The organism is Neobacillus niacini, assembly GCF_019749295.1.
Classification (GTDB): Bacteria; Bacillota; Bacilli; order Bacillales; family Cytobacillaceae; genus Neobacillus; species Neobacillus niacini_D.
On record NZ_JACWFG010000008.1, the window covers coordinates 305,976 to 321,856 of the forward strand.

General features: G+C 37.5%; 20 protein-coding genes. 17 read left to right on the plus strand and 3 right to left on the minus strand.

What is annotated here, in order from left to right; genetic code table 11:
* Window positions 1-3: 3 nt before the first annotated feature.
* The 7 genes from H0184_RS13020 to H0184_RS13050 all read left to right on the plus strand — a co-directional run bounded on the left by H0184_RS13020 (window position 4) and on the right by H0184_RS13050 (window position 6,746).
* A complete protein-coding gene (locus tag H0184_RS13020; RefSeq protein WP_221825768.1) occupies window positions 4-645 on the plus strand; it encodes an O-methyltransferase in 642 nt (213 codons plus the stop codon).
* Between the two features lie 5 nt (window positions 646-650).
* Complete coding sequence (locus tag H0184_RS13025) at window positions 651-1,580, plus strand: peptidase U32 family protein (protein WP_221825771.1); 930 nt, start codon at window positions 651-653, stop codon at window positions 1,578-1,580.
* Between the two features lie 16 nt (window positions 1,581-1,596).
* Window positions 1,597-2,868 (plus strand): peptidase U32 family protein, encoded by a 1,272-nt coding sequence (locus H0184_RS13030; protein WP_221825774.1) that lies wholly within the window; start codon window positions 1,597-1,599, stop codon window positions 2,866-2,868.
* Window position 2,869: 1 nt separating this feature from the next.
* Window positions 2,870-3,505: a uridine kinase gene (gene udk, locus H0184_RS13035; RefSeq protein WP_221825776.1), complete on the plus strand. Its 636-nt coding sequence runs from the start codon at window positions 2,870-2,872 to the stop codon at window positions 3,503-3,505.
* Between the two features lie 161 nt (window positions 3,506-3,666).
* On the plus strand, window positions 3,667-4,143 hold the full coding sequence (gene greA, locus H0184_RS13040; RefSeq protein WP_221825778.1) for a transcription elongation factor GreA: 477 nt from the start codon (window positions 3,667-3,669) through the stop codon (window positions 4,141-4,143).
* A gap of 65 nt (window positions 4,144-4,208) precedes the next feature.
* Complete coding sequence (locus H0184_RS13045; RefSeq protein WP_221825782.1) at window positions 4,209-5,969, plus strand: peptidoglycan D,D-transpeptidase FtsI family protein; 1,761 nt, start codon at window positions 4,209-4,211, stop codon at window positions 5,967-5,969.
* Between the two features lie 111 nt (window positions 5,970-6,080).
* On the plus strand, window positions 6,081-6,746 hold the full coding sequence (locus H0184_RS13050; RefSeq protein ID WP_221825784.1) for a YrrS family protein: 666 nt from the start codon (window positions 6,081-6,083) through the stop codon (window positions 6,744-6,746).
* 29 nt (window positions 6,747-6,775) lie between these two features.
* On the opposite strand, the gene H0184_RS13055 is transcribed toward H0184_RS13050, so the two are convergent.
* Window positions 6,776-6,982, minus strand: coding sequence for a DUF2536 family protein (locus H0184_RS13055; protein ID WP_221825954.1), 207 nt, complete (start codon window positions 6,980-6,982; stop codon window positions 6,776-6,778).
* Between the two features lie 511 nt (window positions 6,983-7,493).
* Here H0184_RS13055 and mtnN point away from each other — a divergent pair.
* The 8 genes from mtnN to H0184_RS13095 all read left to right on the plus strand — a co-directional run bounded on the left by mtnN (window position 7,494) and on the right by H0184_RS13095 (window position 13,216).
* Window positions 7,494-8,189: a 5'-methylthioadenosine/S-adenosylhomocysteine nucleosidase gene (gene mtnN / locus H0184_RS13060; protein WP_221825793.1), complete on the plus strand. Its 696-nt coding sequence runs from the start codon at window positions 7,494-7,496 to the stop codon at window positions 8,187-8,189.
* A gap of 118 nt (window positions 8,190-8,307) precedes the next feature.
* Entirely contained in the window at window positions 8,308-8,562 is a 255-nt protein-coding gene (locus H0184_RS13065; protein WP_221825797.1) for a YrhC family protein, read from the plus strand.
* Window positions 8,563-9,261: 699 nt separating this feature from the next.
* On the plus strand, window positions 9,262-9,402 hold the full coding sequence (locus H0184_RS13070) for a YrzI family small protein (protein WP_221825799.1): 141 nt from the start codon (window positions 9,262-9,264) through the stop codon (window positions 9,400-9,402).
* Window positions 9,403-9,432: 30 nt separating this feature from the next.
* On the plus strand, window positions 9,433-9,573 hold the full coding sequence (locus H0184_RS13075; RefSeq protein WP_221825808.1) for a YrzI family small protein: 141 nt from the start codon (window positions 9,433-9,435) through the stop codon (window positions 9,571-9,573).
* 26 nt (window positions 9,574-9,599) lie between these two features.
* A complete protein-coding gene (locus H0184_RS13080) occupies window positions 9,600-9,743 on the plus strand; it encodes a YrzI family small protein (RefSeq protein ID WP_221825809.1) in 144 nt (47 codons plus the stop codon).
* A gap of 559 nt (window positions 9,744-10,302) precedes the next feature.
* A complete protein-coding gene (gene sigK, locus H0184_RS13085) occupies window positions 10,303-11,019 on the plus strand; it encodes an RNA polymerase sporulation sigma factor SigK (protein ID WP_045517798.1) in 717 nt (238 codons plus the stop codon).
* A gap of 116 nt (window positions 11,020-11,135) precedes the next feature.
* On the plus strand, window positions 11,136-11,297 hold the full coding sequence (locus tag H0184_RS13090) for a hypothetical protein (protein ID WP_221825811.1): 162 nt from the start codon (window positions 11,136-11,138) through the stop codon (window positions 11,295-11,297).
* Between the two features lie 119 nt (window positions 11,298-11,416).
* The gene (locus H0184_RS13095; RefSeq protein WP_221825813.1) at window positions 11,417-13,216 is read left to right on the plus strand and encodes a M3 family oligoendopeptidase; all 1,800 of its coding nucleotides are present in this window, start codon (window positions 11,417-11,419) and stop codon (window positions 13,214-13,216) included.
* A gap of 35 nt (window positions 13,217-13,251) precedes the next feature.
* On the opposite strand, the gene pssA is transcribed toward H0184_RS13095, so the two are convergent.
* Window positions 13,252-13,791, minus strand: a complete 540-nt coding sequence (pssA, locus tag H0184_RS13100) for a CDP-diacylglycerol--serine O-phosphatidyltransferase (RefSeq protein WP_221825817.1) — start codon at window positions 13,789-13,791, stop codon at window positions 13,252-13,254.
* 127 nt (window positions 13,792-13,918) lie between these two features.
* Between pssA and H0184_RS13105 the strand changes: the two genes are divergently transcribed.
* Window positions 13,919-14,707 (plus strand): phosphatidylserine decarboxylase, encoded by a 789-nt coding sequence (locus H0184_RS13105; RefSeq protein ID WP_221825821.1) that lies wholly within the window; start codon window positions 13,919-13,921, stop codon window positions 14,705-14,707.
* Between the two features lie 69 nt (window positions 14,708-14,776).
* On the opposite strand, the gene H0184_RS13110 is transcribed toward H0184_RS13105, so the two are convergent.
* Complete coding sequence (locus H0184_RS13110) at window positions 14,777-14,917, minus strand: sporulation histidine kinase inhibitor Sda (protein WP_260631549.1); 141 nt, start codon at window positions 14,915-14,917, stop codon at window positions 14,777-14,779.
* A gap of 424 nt (window positions 14,918-15,341) precedes the next feature.
* Here H0184_RS13110 and H0184_RS13115 point away from each other — a divergent pair, with 424 nt between their 5' ends.
* On the plus strand, window positions 15,342-15,857 hold the full coding sequence (locus tag H0184_RS13115) for a YqeG family HAD IIIA-type phosphatase (RefSeq protein WP_221825824.1): 516 nt from the start codon (window positions 15,342-15,344) through the stop codon (window positions 15,855-15,857).
* Window positions 15,858-15,881 lie beyond the last annotated feature (24 nt).

Consider the following 15,881-nt stretch of genomic DNA (forward strand, 5'->3'; position numbering starts at 1 on the left):
AGTTTGTTGAATGATAAACTGCATTCTTATATTGAGGAACTAATTCCAGAGCGTGAACCATTGTTTATCGAAATGGAAAATTATGCGAAAGAAAATAAAGTACCAATCATGGAGCTTGTGGGGATTGAAGCACTGCTTCAGCTTTTAAGAATCCAAGACTCTAAACGGATTCTAGAGATAGGTACTGCAATTGGATATTCAGCATTACGGATGGCTGAGGCACTCCCAAAGGCTTCCATTGTTACAATAGAAAGAGATTTAGAAAGAATACAGTCTGCTGAAGAATATATGAGTCGTTCGAAGCATGGCGGACAGATTCTCTTGATTAAAGGTGATGCACTTGAAGTTGAGGAGCTTGTACGGAAACAAGCACCCTATGACGCGATTTTTGTCGATGCCGCAAAAGGGCAATATCAAAAATTCTTTGAGATGTATTCCAAATACTTAAGTGATGACGGCATTATTATTACGGATAATGTCTTATTTAAAGGTCTAGTTACACAATCTGAAATTGAATCGAAAAGAATTCGTAATCTTGTTAAGAAAATAGATGGCTTTAATCAATGGCTGATGAATCACCCTGATTATCATACAGCGATTCTCCCTGTTGGAGACGGAATCGCAATTAGCAAAAAGAAGAGGTGACTAGAATGAATAGAACGGAATTATTGGTTACTCCACTGTCAGTAAACGATATACTGCCACTGGCTGAAGCTGGAGCAGATGCGTTTATCCTCGGAGAACAGAGATATGGATTACGATTAGCTGGTGAATTTAATCGTGAACAGGTAAAACAGGCGATAGAATTAGCCCATTCTAAAGGTAAAAAAGTCTATGTTGCCATGAATGCTATTTTTCATAATGAAAAAATAGATGAATTAAGTGATTATATTAAATTTGCTGCAGAAGCAAAGGCAGATGCCATTGTTTTTGGCGATCCTGCTGTATTGATGACTGCACGTGAAGCAGCACCCGATATGAAGCTGCACTGGGCTACAGAAACGCTCGGGACCAATTGGTTCTCATGTAATTATTGGGGTAAAAAAGGTGCCAAGAGAGCTGTTCTTGCACGGGAAATTAATATGGATGCGATCATAGAAATCAAAGAAAACGCTGAGGTGGAAATTGAAGTACAGGTTCATGGGATGAGCTGTATGTTCCAATCAAAACGTTCTCTCCTAGGTAACTATTATGAGTTCCAAGGAAAAGTAATGGAAATTGAAAATCGTAAAATGGAAAAAAACATGTTCATACATGATAAAGAAAGAGAAAATAAATATCCGATCTTTGAAGATGAAAATGGCACTCACATTATGAGTCCTAATGATATTTGTATCATTGATGAGCTGCAGGAATTGCTTGAAGCCGGTGTAGATTCTTTTAAAATTGATGGAATCTTAAAATCATCTGATTATCTAATTGCGGTAACAAAGGCGTACCGTGAAGCGATTGACCTATTCTATAAGGATCCTGATTTATACGATGATAAGAAGGACGAGTTGTTAGAAGAAATTGAAGCTGTGCAGCCAGCTAACCGAAAACTTGATACTGGATTCTTTTTCAAGGAGACAGTCTACTAAAAGGAGGAGTTCATTCGTGAATACAGTTAAAGATAATATTTCTGAAATCGTCAATGGAAAACGTGTGATCGTGAAGAAACCGGAACTCCTTGCACCGGCAGGTAATCTTGAAAAACTAAAAATTGCTGTTCAATATGGAGCAGATGCCGTATTTATTGGCGGTCAGGAATATGGTTTACGTTCAAACGCTGATAACTTTACATTTGAAGAGATGAAAGAAGGCGTGGAATTCGCCAAAAAATATGGTGCGAGAATCTACGTGACAACCAATATATTTGCTCACAACGAAAATATTGATGGATTGGAAGACTATATCCTTGGGTTAAAAGAAACAGGAATCGCTGGAATTATCGTTGCTGACCCGTTAATTATTGAAACTTGCCGCAGGCTGGCTCCTGAAATCGAGATACACATTAGTACGCAGCAATCCATCACAAACTGGAAAACAGCTCAGTTTTGGAAGGAAAGCGGTGCAGAACGTGTCGTTTTAGCACGTGAGGCAAGTGCAGAAGAAATTAGAGAAATGAAGGAAAAGGTTGATATTGAAATTGAGACCTTTATTCATGGTGCGATGTGTATTGCCTATTCTGGACGATGTACATTAAGTAATCATATGACTGCAAGGGATTCCAACCGAGGCGGATGCTGTCAGTCATGCCGCTGGGATTATGATTTATATCAACTAGAGGACAGCAAAACAGAAGTTCCGCTTTTTGGTGAGAATGACGCACCATTTGCTATGAGTCCAAAGGATCTTAACTTAATTCAAGCTATCCCACAAATGATTGAGCTTGGAATTGATAGTTTAAAAATCGAAGGTCGTATGAAATCAATTCACTATATCGCAACCGTTGTAAGTGTATATAGAAAAGTAATTGACGCTTATTGTGCAGACCCTGATAACTTTGTGATTAAACGTGAGTGGCTGGAAGAGCTGGACAAATGTGCGAACCGTGAAACCGCACCGGCATTTTTTGAAGGCGTTCCAGGGTATAAAGAGCAAATGTTTGGTAATCATAGCAACAAGACAAAGTTTGAATTTGTCGGTCTTGTGTTGGATTACAACGAAGAAACACAAATGGTTACACTTCAACAACGAAACCACTTTAAACCGGGTCAGGAAGTAGAGTTCTTTGGTCCGGAAATTCAAAACTTTACACATGTGATTGATAAAATCTGGGATGAAAAAGGTAACGAACTGGATGCAGCTAGACATCCACTTCAGATTGTACAATTCAAATTGGACAAACCGGTTTACCCTAACAACATGATGCGAAAGGAGAACTAGGTTGATGCGCAAACCGGTTGTTATTGGCGTTGCCGGAGGTTCCGGCTCAGGAAAAACGAGTGTTACCAAAGCAATATATGAGAGCTTTAAAGGTCATTCTATTACGATGATTCAACAGGACTTTTATTATAAAGACCAAAGCGAACTACCATTTGAGGAACGTTTGAAGACAAATTATGATCACCCGCTGGCATTTGACAATGATTTGCTCATCGAACATCTTGAAAAGCTGTTACGGTACGAGGGTATTGAAAAACCAGTTTATGATTATTCACTTCATACCCGTTCAAAAGAAGTTATTGAAGTTGAGCCAAAAGATGTTATTATTTTAGAAGGCATACTTGTTCTTGAAGATGAACGATTGAGAAATTTGATGGATATCAAGCTGTATGTTGATACAGACGCAGATATACGGATTATTCGAAGGATGTCACGTGATATCAAAGAACGCGGCCGGACATTGGATTCTGTAATTGAACAATATACAAATGTTGTTCGTCCGATGCACAACCAATTTATTGAACCGACTAAGAGATATGCAGATGTAATTATTCCTGAAGGCGGTCAAAATCATGTGGCGATTGATTTAATGGTCACAAAAATTCAAACAATTCTTGAACAAAAGTCAATTTTATGAAACAATAGCCTAAAGATTAGGTTAAAATGAATCCATATTGGATGAATACAAGATGCGCGCCCTTCTAAGAGGACGCGCTCCTATGTATTTTGTGATACCTACATATCAATAACAAGACACAATCTATGGGGGATTGTGAAGACTAGAAGGAGTGAGAAGTTTTGGCGATCGAAAAAGTATTTCCAATGACACAGGCAGGTAAAGACAAATTAATTCAAGAGCTTGAACATTTAAAGTCAGTAAAACGTAAAGAAGTTGTAGAAAGAATAAAAATTGCTAGAAGTTTTGGTGATTTATCTGAAAACTCCGAATATGATTCCGCGAAGGAAGAACAAGCATTTGTGGAAGGTCGTATTACAACCCTAGAAAATATGATCAGAAATGCTAAAATCATTGAAGAAGCTGATAGTGCTGGTGATTCTGTCACTTTAGGGAGATCTGTTACTTTTGTTGAGCTTCCAGATGGTGATGAAGAAACTTATACGATTGTTGGAAGTGCAGAGGCAGATCCGTTTGAAGGGAAAATCTCAAACGATTCGCCAATAGCCAAAAGCCTAATTGGTAAAAAAGTAGGCGATCAAGTATCTGTTCAAACACCAGGCGGTGAAATGAGCGTTCGTATTGTCTCAATAAAGTAATTGATTTTAAAACTTAATGTTTGAAATGGGAACACCTCGTCAAAACTTTTGACGAGGTGTTTTTTATGATACGTAAACGGATTAAAGGGCTGCTCTTCTTTTGTATTGCAGGGCTGCTGCTGCTGAGCGCACGGCTAATTCAGATTCAGTTAATACAAACAGAAGCTTTTTCTAAGCATAATGTAAATTTATTAGAAGAAAGTGTGAAACAAAGAACTCAGGAACTAGTCATAGATAATGGGAGAGGCAATTTTCTAGATCGAAATGGGGAGTTGCTTACTCATAAAAAAGTATCTGTTCTTGTCCTATTTCCCTTTTTGAAAAATATGGATTGGGATGTTAAAGCAGTCTCAACCATTGCTGGAATTTCAGAACAACGTTTAATAAACGCCTTAGAGGATGCAAAGAAACCTTTTGCTTATGGTGAGCCGCAGCCTGTAGAGCTGACACCTTCACAAATGGAAAAGATTAATAAACTAGAGATCCCAGGTGTATTTGCCATTGAAAAGAAATTCGAACGCACTGATATCCTAGCTGAGCAATTAATTGGATTAACTGGGGAAAACCAGAAGGAATTAAAAAAACGCTATCCTAATAAAGAGCTCTCTGAAAAAACACTTATTGGTGTTTCTGGTCTTGAAGAAAGTTTTGACGAATTTTTACTTCCTGAAGGAAAGTCAAAGCTTGTTTATCATGTTGATGGGGGCGGGGCCCCGTTATTTGGAATCAATGTAAAATATGTTGATCCGGCAAATCCTTTTTATCCAGTTAATGTTAGAACGACTATTGATAAGAGTTTACAGCAAAAGTCTGAGGAGCTGGTGGACAAGCATGGAATTAAAAAGGGAGGAATTGTCCTCCTTGATATTGAAAGCAATAGTGTGCTGGCAACTGTATCCCGTCCGGCTATCAATCCCAAGGACCCCTATAGCGGCTCTGGGATTACAAATAGGATGTTGAAACAAGAAATAATGGGATCTATATTTAAAACGGTGGTTGCCGCTGCAGCTATTGATAAGAGTCTTGATGACCCTGCCCGGTTATTTAATTGCAGTGTGAAGATTAATGGCGAGCCAGAAACAAAATATAATTACGGTATGCTCTCCTTTACTGACAGCTTTGCAAGAAGCTGTAATCGGACCTTTGGAGAGCTTGCGAAGGAACTTCAAAAAATAGATAAAAATCTGTTGGAGGAATATGCTGAGAAATTGTCGTTAACTGGTACCGTAGGCTGGCGGGGTGAGGTTTATCATACCGATAATTTTAAACAGCTTACTGAGGAAGATAAAGGCAGGGTGTTTTTAACGGAGGAGGCTAAGAAGGACCCTAATTATGCGGCCATGTCAGGGATAGGTCAGCATGAGGTTCGAGCAACCCCGCTGGCTGTTGCCAATATGATGGCCGCCATAGCTAGAGGCGGTAAAAAAGAAATGGTTCGAACCGCCTCAAAAATTGAGTATAAGAACGGGACAACGATGGTGAACTTTAATAATAAAGTGTTATCTGGTGATACTATTTCTCCCTATACGGCGATGAAACTTCAGAAATTGTTAAGGGAGGTTGTTGTAAACCCAAATGGGACGGGTAAATGGTTTCAAGACCTTCCATATGAGGTTGCTGGGAAATCAGGGACGGCGGAGACAGGAAAATACGCTAATGACAAACAATTGCATAATAAGTGGTTTGCAGGCTATTTTCCGTATCAGAACCCCAAATATGCGCTTGTCGCAGTGAACCTGGATGTACAGGACACAGAGGGCGGAGTGAATTTGTTATTTGCTGATATGGTAAAAATGTTATATGAAAATGACAAAGGATTACAATAGGATTAACTTAAGGTAAAAATTCTTCAAGTTCTAATCAATTCATGTTAGAATGTTGACAGCCATATAAATGCTTAGCAGCGTTTCGCTTTTCTATTTGGAGGGATAATTTTTATGAATAACGATTTTCAATCTAGCTCACGTTCTACTTATCGAGCAAAAAGGAAGAAAACTAACATTATCTTAAATAGTCTCATTGCCATTGTACTAGCTCTCATTCTCTTTGTAGCGTATACGATATTTTTATCAGGTGACGATAAAGCAGCACCCGAAAAGGAAGAATCTAAAACCACAGAAAATCAATCCTCAGAAAAAGTGGATAAAGATACTGAAAAAAGTGATGCTGCCAAGGAAACTGAGGAAGAAAGTGATACTGAGGAAAATCCAGTTGAAGAAAATGAGGAAGCTTCTGCTCCGGAGCAAGAAGATGATACACAGGCAATTATCACTGAAGGAGATGGCTCGTCCAATGTAGTTAGAACCATCGAGAATCCTGCTTGGAAGCCTGTAGGTACAGTACAAACAGGTGAACATACTCCAGTCTATGACAGCTCCTCTGTTGATTGGCAGGAAATGCTGAAGGCGATATCTTATGCAACGGGTCTAGAGGAAAGTAATATGACTTTATATTGGTTAGGCCGGGATAAAACAACAGGCACTGGATCATTCAGTACCGTCGCATCTAAAGATAAACAGCAAAAATACAATGTATATTTGGAATGGGTTGATGGAGAAGGCTGGAGGCCGACAAAGGTCGAAGAGCTTGCTGCAATTCAATAGAACTAAAAAATAGGATGGGGCCTCCCATCCTATTTTTTTAATTTGAAATGTACGACTGCTGTAAAATATGTCTGCCCCTTTTCGTTAGCATACATTTGATGGGAGACTGAATGGACGCCTAATAAAATTGCTTTGTTTTCCTCAATTTTAGCTTCAATCTTCTTTTCTAAAACCTTAAGATCTGTTGCATCAAAAAATTCTACTTTATCCTCAATAAAATCAAGCTGAAAATTCATCATAATACTCATCCTTTCCCTATGTTCATTTTAGTAAATTCCTGCTTTTTAATCAATTTCTCTTTCCACTAAAACCGGCTTTGTTTTGGTCACAGGAACACTACTTGTGACCACTTTCTCCAAATCCGACTTTGTTTCTGGTCACAGGAGCACTACTTGTGACCACTTTCACCCAAATTGACTTTGTTGCTGGTCACAGGAACACTACTTGTGACCACTTTCACCAAAACCGACATTGTTTCTGGTCACAAGAGCACTACTTGTGACCACTTTCCACCAAAACTGTTTTTGTTTTGGTCACAAGAGCAATCTTGTGACACAAACGGAGATAAGGAAATATAAGTGGAACTCCTAGCATTGGAAGAATTCTGTCGGATAATGGTAGAATAGTGTTTGCGGATACGATGGTTTAATCCGAGGAAGATTATTAGTATGCAATCGTATTAGTCGTTAGAAGAACTCATACACTTTCGTTATGAAAGAAGTAAACAATCAGAAAGAGGTCTGAAACATGAAAATTGCGATAATTGGAGCAATGGAAGAGGAAGTAAAGCTGTTAAGGGACAATATTGATGGACAAACTCAAGAAACAGTTGCAGGTTGTGAGTTTACCTTTGGACAAATGAAAGGGGCAGAGGTGATTTTACTTCGCTCCGGAATTGGAAAAGTTAATGCAGCAATGTCAACAACCATTTTGCTCGAAAAATATAAGCCGGATTACATAATAAATACAGGATCTGCAGGGGGCTTCAACCCCGATTTAAACGTAGGTGACGCGGTAATCTCAACAGAGGTACGTCATCATGATGTGGATGTAACCGCCTTTGGTTATGAATATGGCCAGGTGCCACAGCTTCCTGCAGCCTTTCTTGCAGATGAAAAGTTAGTTCAAATAGCTGAGAACGCAGCGAAGGAACTCGATAAATTCCAAATCGTTAAAGGACTAATTGTTACTGGAGATTCATTCATGGAAGATCCTGAGCGCGTTAAATTTGTTCAATCTAAGTTCGAAAAATTGCAGGCAGTTGAAATGGAAGCAGCTGCGATAGCGCAAGTAGCACATCGTTTCGGGGTTCCTTTCGTTATCATCCGTTCGTTGTCAGATATTGCAGGGAAAGAATCTGAAATCTCTTTTGATCAATTTATTGACCAAGCAGCAACTCACTCCGCAACATTGGTCATGAAAATTGTGGAAGCATTAGGATAGGAGAGAAAGTTCGGCTGTGGAGCCGGACTTTTTCTTTTACTAAAATTTACATCCACTTTTCTTCTGCTATTTATGTTAAAGTAGCTTAGTAGATTTTAAGAAAAGTAGGTGACCAGCAGTGGACAAACAAGTTAAAAGTCTTTATGAAAAAATGGTCGATTTTAAACAATTCGCTGTCGTATTACTCGCTGTCGGTGTATTTTTCTTCTTAGGCGTAATTATCCCATCTGACACAAAGAGTGAGATGGATATCAATATAATGATGATCTCCTCCATGTCCTTCCTAGCATTATCGATTTTCCTATTTATCCAATCAAAACAATGCCAATTAAAACTTATGGATATGGAAGATGGCAATAGTAATAACAGATAAACGTTCCCTCGAGGAACGTTTATTTTTTTTTGAAAAAGACTCTGTGATTATGCATTGTTGATTTTCCTGTAGGGTTGAGAATTAATAGGCGGAGGATTTCCGTCTATTGTTTATAGAGGAACCTTAAGAGCAGATATTAGCGGAGATATTCCGCTTAACTGCTTTAAATAAGACAAATTACAATGATTTAGAAACAATAAGCGGAAAAACTCCGCCTATTTTTAATGAAATATGAGGATTTCCTAATTTAAACGGAATTTCTCCGCTTATTTTCCTAACACAGTGAAATCAACATTCAGTTTTAACAGAGCATTGAAAAAAAGGCGGTTTAATTATTTTTATAAAAAATTTCAAAAAAGTGGTTTACAAAGCATATGTTGATGGATATAATTACCGTAGTTAGTAAAAAATTCCGAAGGAGGTCGAAGAAAATGATGATGACATTAATGGCTGCTACTACTGGCAATGTTATTTGGATGACAACTGCATATGTAAATAATTTGCATTCGACCGACAGGAATGGATTGCTTAACTAGTCTTTAGTTACAATACATATCCATGCCGCAGGGAGAATGCTGCCCTGCGGTATTTTTGTGCCTTAAAATAGGCCGCAAGGGAGTAATTTCTTGCGGCCTTTTTGCGCTCATTAAATGGATATTTTTGTCAAATTTGGTTATAAAGGGAAGAGAGGTGATAGTTATGACCCTGAATATATTTTTTATTTCAATAACATTTAAAAAACATAAAGAAAGCCTTCAACAAGCAGCTCGAAATGAAATGGTTGAAAAACTTTACGAGCAAAACAAAGAACGTCAACTGACCATGCATCATTTACTATAAATTAACTTATAAAAAAGGAAGTGTAGAATAATGACTTTGAATATCTTATTTTTTTCAGTAACTGTAAAGAAACGTAATGAAAGTCTAGAAGAAGCAATTCAAAATGAAATCATTGAACAGCTGTATGAACAGCACAAAGACCGCCAGGCAGCAGCTTATCATTCAATGTAATAAACCCTTTATGGGAGGTGATAGTCATGACTCTAAATATTTTATTCTTATCCATTACCATCAAAAAACGTGCGATGAGCATGGAAGAAGAAGCACACCAAGAACAAATAAAGAAAATATATGAAGAAACCAAGGATCGTCAAATATCTGTTCATCGCATTATGTATTAAGAATTAGGCTTTTAAATACAAAAAACGAAAGGTGGGCTAACAATGATCTATTTAATTCAAAAACGCGGAGCAAGCTTATGGAGTATGAAGGATACCACCTAGTTAGTCTATTTAAGGAGGTAACAGCAAATGCCGGTGCATAACTTTTTACTATTTCTTTTCAAAAAGACAAAGAAGAAAAATAAAAAATGATATCATAAATAAACTTAACTCCTAAAGGTACGTTTGTTAACAAAATGTTCACAACCCCTTAAGTTAGATACTGTGAAAATATGATAAATTCGAATTAGATAATAGGATCTATCACAAGGGGTGGAGAATATGTTCATGATCGTGATGGCTTTAGTTATTACTGGGGCGATAAGTTGTGTAATAACTGCAGAATTAAGTGTAGAATAACGAAAAAGCATTGATCTTTTTAAAAGGTCAGTGCTTTTTTTGATATATGCTAAAAGACTTTATTTTCAAATAAAATGTTTGGGACAGACACAATCATCCTGTTTCTAACATAGGAATTAGTTATAGGCAAAGCCCTAAAAAAGCACGGGGGTGGATGTGCATGGCAGGGATTTTTACAGCTCTGGGTTATCTCATTAAGGAATTTTTATTTCTTGTCTCTTATGTAAAAAACAATGCTTTTCCGCAGCCCCTATCTGCTGCAGATGAAAGAAAATACCTACGGTTGATGGCGGAAGGGGACTCACATGCCCGTAATATGCTGATTGAACATAACTTACGGCTTGTCGCTCATATTGTTAAAAAGTTTGAAAACACTGGTGAAGATTCAGAGGATTTAATCTCAATCGGAACGATAGGATTAATTAAAGCGATTGAGAGCTATTCTGAGGGTAAGGGAACAAAGCTTGCAACGTATGCCGCTCGCTGTATCGAAAACGAGATTCTAATGCATTTAAGGGCACTTAAAAAGACAAAAAAGGATGTCTCATTGCATGACCCGATTGGACAGGATAAAGAGGGGAATGAGATATCGCTGATTGATGTACTGAAATCAGAATCGGAAGATGTTATTGACACCATCCAGTTAAATATGGAGCTGGAAAAAATTAGAAAATATATTGATGTTCTTGATGATAGAGAAAAAGAAGTGATAGTCGGTCGCTTTGGTCTCGATCTTCAAAAGGAAAAAACTCAGCGAGAAATTGCAAAGGAATTGGGGATTTCAAGAAGTTATGTTTCTAGGATTGAAAAACGTGCATTGATGAAAATGTTTCATGAATTTTATCGTGCTGAAAAAGAAAGGAAGAAAAAGAACTGAACACCCTCAGAGCCGGAACAGTTCCGTCTCTGTTTTTTTATGTAAAACGGCAGGTGCCCATACCTAATTGTATACAGGCACATACCCTATAACAAAGAGGAAAAGGGGGTATATATATGTCATATGGTTACCAAAATCCCTGCTGCTGCCAAGCCCCTTATCCAGTTTATCCTGTTCCCTATACAACTGGCGGGGGAGGATGGTATGCACTCTTTATCGTATTACTGATATTAGTGCTCATCTTCGGTGGCTGGTGGTACTATTCTACATGCTGTTGATCATAATGATAGGCTTGTGCACACAGTGCACAGGCTATTTTTTTTGGTAAATGCTTAAAATAGAATTTTTCAGAATATAAATTTATAATGTAATGGTACATATCTAAAGGGGGAATAGGATGACATCCGCTACATATTCAGATGTATGGAATCTTGAAGTATTTTTCAAGGGTGGAAGCAACTCAGCTGAATTTGCTGACCATTTAAATGAAACGAAGGAATTGATTGAGTTATTTGCAACAAAAGTAAAAAATTGGTCCCCGTTAAATTCCGCAGAGGATAAAGTTTACTTGAAGGAATTGCTGGCAGATTTCGAAACAGCTGGTAAAAAGCTTCGTCAAGCAGGAGCGTTTGTAGGCTGTCTGCAAGCTCAAAATACAGAAGATAAAAAGGCATATGCACTTGATGCAACGGTAACTGGGCTAAGTGCGGTATTTCAATCAGCGTTAAGTGCATTTGACAACCTATTATCATCGATTAGCGATGATGCTTGGGCTCAAGTGTTAGAAGATGAATATCTGGCAGAATTGACATATTCACTCACTGAACGGCGCGAACGGGCTAAAGATAAGCTTTCTATTGAGGAAGAAGCACTAATTAGTGCGTTAGGTGTTGATGGCTACCATAGTTGGGGACAATTGTATGATCTTATCGTTAGTAAAATAAAAGTGCCGCTAGCCGAAAATGGTGAAGTAAAACAACTTTCAGTTGGGCAGGCCGCTAATAAATTCTCTAGCTCTGACCGAGAAGTGCGTAAAGCAGTTTTTAGAAGCTGGGAAAAATCCTGGAATGATCAAAGTGATTATTTATCGAAAACCTTGAATCATCTTTCAGGCTTCCGATTAAATGTCTATAAAAAGCGTGGATGGGAAGATGTTTTAAAAGAACCACTGAGCATTAATCGAATGAAAAAAGAAACCTTAGAAACTATGTGGGCAGTGATTTCAGAGAATAAACAACAACTAGTTGAATATTTGAACCGAAAAGCGAAGCTCTTAGGGATTGAAAAATTAAGCTGGTTTGATTTAGACGCTCCATATGGAAAAACAGAGTCAAAGGTTTCTTATCAAGAAGGTGCTGAATTTATCGAACAAAATTTCGCCCTATTCGGCGAAAAAATGTCTGCTTTTGCTAAAAAGGCATTTGAAAATCAATGGATTGAAGCGGAAGACAGGCCTGGAAAAGCCCCTGGAGGCTTCTGTACGGGATTTCCAGAAAGTGAAGAATCTCGTATATTTATGACCTATTCTGGAACACCTTCCAATGTTTCAACACTTGCTCATGAGCTGGGTCATGGCTTTCACTCCTACGCAATGAGAGGAGTGCATTATCTAAATCGCGGGTATGCCATGAATGTTGCAGAAACGGCTTCAACTTTTGCTGAAATGATTGTTGCTGACGCTGCAGTGAAAAATGCGAAGGATGAGGAAGAAAAACTTGCTTTACTAGATGATAAAATTCAGAGAACAGTTGCTCTGTTAATGAACATCCATTCACGCTTTCTATTCGAAACTCGTTTTTATGAAGAGAGAAAGCGCGGTCCCGTTTCAGTAGAAACCTTAAATGAATTAATGGAAGGAGCTCAGAAGGAAGCATACTGCGATGCTTTAGAAGAATACCACCCATTATTCTGGGCATCGAAACTTCATTTCTTTATCACAGGAGTGCCGTTCTATAACTTCCCATATACGTTTGGTTATTTGTTTTCACTTGGAATTTATGCACAGGCACTTGAGGAAGGTAAAGGTTACGAGGAAAAGTACATTGCCTTATTAAGAGATACCGCTTCCATGACAGTTGAGGATTTAGCTCTTAAACATTTACAGGTTGATTTAGCCCAAAAGGATTTCTGGGAAAAGGCAGTTAAAATCTGTGTCGATGATATTGTGGAGTTCCTGGAACTCACTGAAAATAAATAAAAAATTGAGCCCAGCAGAGTTCTGCTGGGCTTCTATTACATTTTCTTCAGTTTAAATGGGCTGACCATTAGGAATGATAAAATGATGATAATAAATAAAAATGTTTGTGCTGGTACATAAGGGATGGCTAGAAAGCTTAATGTTGCCAGGCAGCCTGCTGCTGTAATGGGTAAGCCGGTAAAATATCCATTACTCTCTGTAACATTAAAGCGAGCCAATCTAAATGCACCACAGGCAATATAGAAAACGGTGAAGAAGGAGCCCGGGCCGCCAAATTCATTTAAAATTCCTTGATATAGTAATAGTGCTGGTGCAACTCCAAATGATATAATATCACTCATGGAATCTAATTGTTTGCCTAGCTCTGATTCGATATTAAATTTTCTTGCGGCCATTCCATCAAAACGATCGGCTAAAGCAGCAATAAAAATTAATAGCAAACTTAATCGTAAATTACCTTCCATCGTAAAGATGATTGCAAAACCACCTAAAGATAAATTTACTAAGGTAATGACATTTGCTGTTTGAGACTTAAGTTTCTTAATTGTAGAATCAAAAACGTCTAATAAAAACATTTTGCTCCACCACTCCTTTTCAACAAGCCGGAAGAGAACTTTATTTTTTCGATTATCTATTATATTTATATTAAGCTTTTTAAGAAGTTTCGTAAAGAGTATTTTTACACTTTTTGGGGGTCATGTGATGTTTAAGTACGTATATCGTTTAATGATAGAACTTACCAATGGGAAGTGGACATCAGTCATTTTACGCCGTTTTGCACGTTCTAAGGTTAGTAAATTTGTAGTTCCTTCTTTCGCAAAAATTTATAAATTAAATCAGAATGAGATGGAAAAAGCTTTACATGAGTATCCCACTTTACATGATTTATTTATTAGGACACTGAGAAGAGAAGCTAGAAGCATAGATACTGGTTCAAACTCGGTGGTAAGCCCAGTGGATGCTGTAATTGAGGATGTGGGGCCCATCAGCCAAACAAGTGAAATGGTCGTTAAAGGCAAGACATATTCAATCCTCGAGATGTTAGGAAGTCAGGAGACAGTAACTAAATATTTAGATGGAACATATATGATTCTTTATTTAAGTCCGAGTCATTATCATCGTATACATAGTCCGATTGAGGGCACGATTGTTAAACAGTGGTCGCTTGGTTCAAAATCATACCCAGTTAATAAATTGGGGCTAAAATACGGAGTTAGAACATTATCTAAAAATTACCGAATGATTACAGAAGTGGCCTCTAAAGGGGGTCATTTAGCTATTGTGAAAGTGGGAGCGATGTTTGTAAATTCAATTGAAAAAACTCATACAGGGACTAACCTGGTAAAAGGCCAAGAAATGGCTTACTTTAGCTTCGGTTCCACGGTTGTATTATTATTTGAAAAAGATTCTTTTCAAGTGGATTCTTCCATTCATACACCAAAGGACATTAGGATTGGAGAAAAAATTGGGCTTATGGTTAAGGACGCTTGAGGTGCTTTGATTTCTGCCGTTCTATTCCAGGCAAAAGAAAAAGCCCTCAAGGGGCATATGGTAATCAGGTTAAGAAGAAATCTTCATTTTGTTAAATAAAGAACGACGATGGATTTCTTTTTCAATTAGATGAATAAACTCAGGACTTAGATTTAATTCTCTTGCTTTATAGTAGGACTCAATTAGTAACTCATCTGACAGTTTACGCAAGCCAGAATGCACCTCCATATGAAAAATAAATGGTACTAAATAATATGAACGAAGCATAAAATGGTAGGTTCAATTGGTGTACCCTAAATCTACCAAATTAACTTTAATTGGACAACCTTTCCAATTATTCACAATTAGCAGTGGATAACTTGTGATTAACTTGTTTATAAAGTATTAAAAAGTGACTGAAACAATGGGTATAATGTTAATAACTTTATCCACAGGTGTGTAAAATCATGAATTTTGTCGAAAAATATTTTTTTGTAATTCGTATTTACATCAAAAAGTATTCATATCAATGAAAAAATGTCGAGGTTTGACAAATAATAAAAGATAACAGCTATAATAGTTATATTTTGATACTAAGGTTAAAATTGGTTATGATGGTACAGATAAACAGATGAATTAATGAGGTGTAAGCTGAGTGTTAAAGAATTTTTTACCTGATGAGCATGTAAAAAGCATATTAGATATTCATCCCGAAGACTTGAAAAAAAGAGGGGTTAAGGGAATTATTACGGATTTGGATAATACTCTTGTGGAATGGGATCGTCCTAATGCCACACCTGAGTTAATAAAATGGTTCGAACAGATAAAAAAACATAATATTCTCGTTACGATTGTTTCTAATAATAATGAAATGCGGGTAAAGGAATTCTCAGATCCATTGCAAATTCCCTTTATCTTTCAGGCGCGCAAACCAATGGTGCGCGCATTTAACAGGGCTCTTTCTCAAATGGGAATTAAAAAGGAAGAAGCAGTTGTGATTGGGGATCAATTGTTAACGGATGTTTTAGGTGGAAATCGAAGCGGATTTCATACCATTCTCGTGGTCCCAGTTGCGCAGACAGATGGGTTTATTACTAAATTTAACCGCTTTGCTGAACGAAGAATTATGAATTGGTTCAGGAGAAAAGGGATGATTCAATGGGAGGATTAAAGTGTGAGTGAACAAGAACAATAT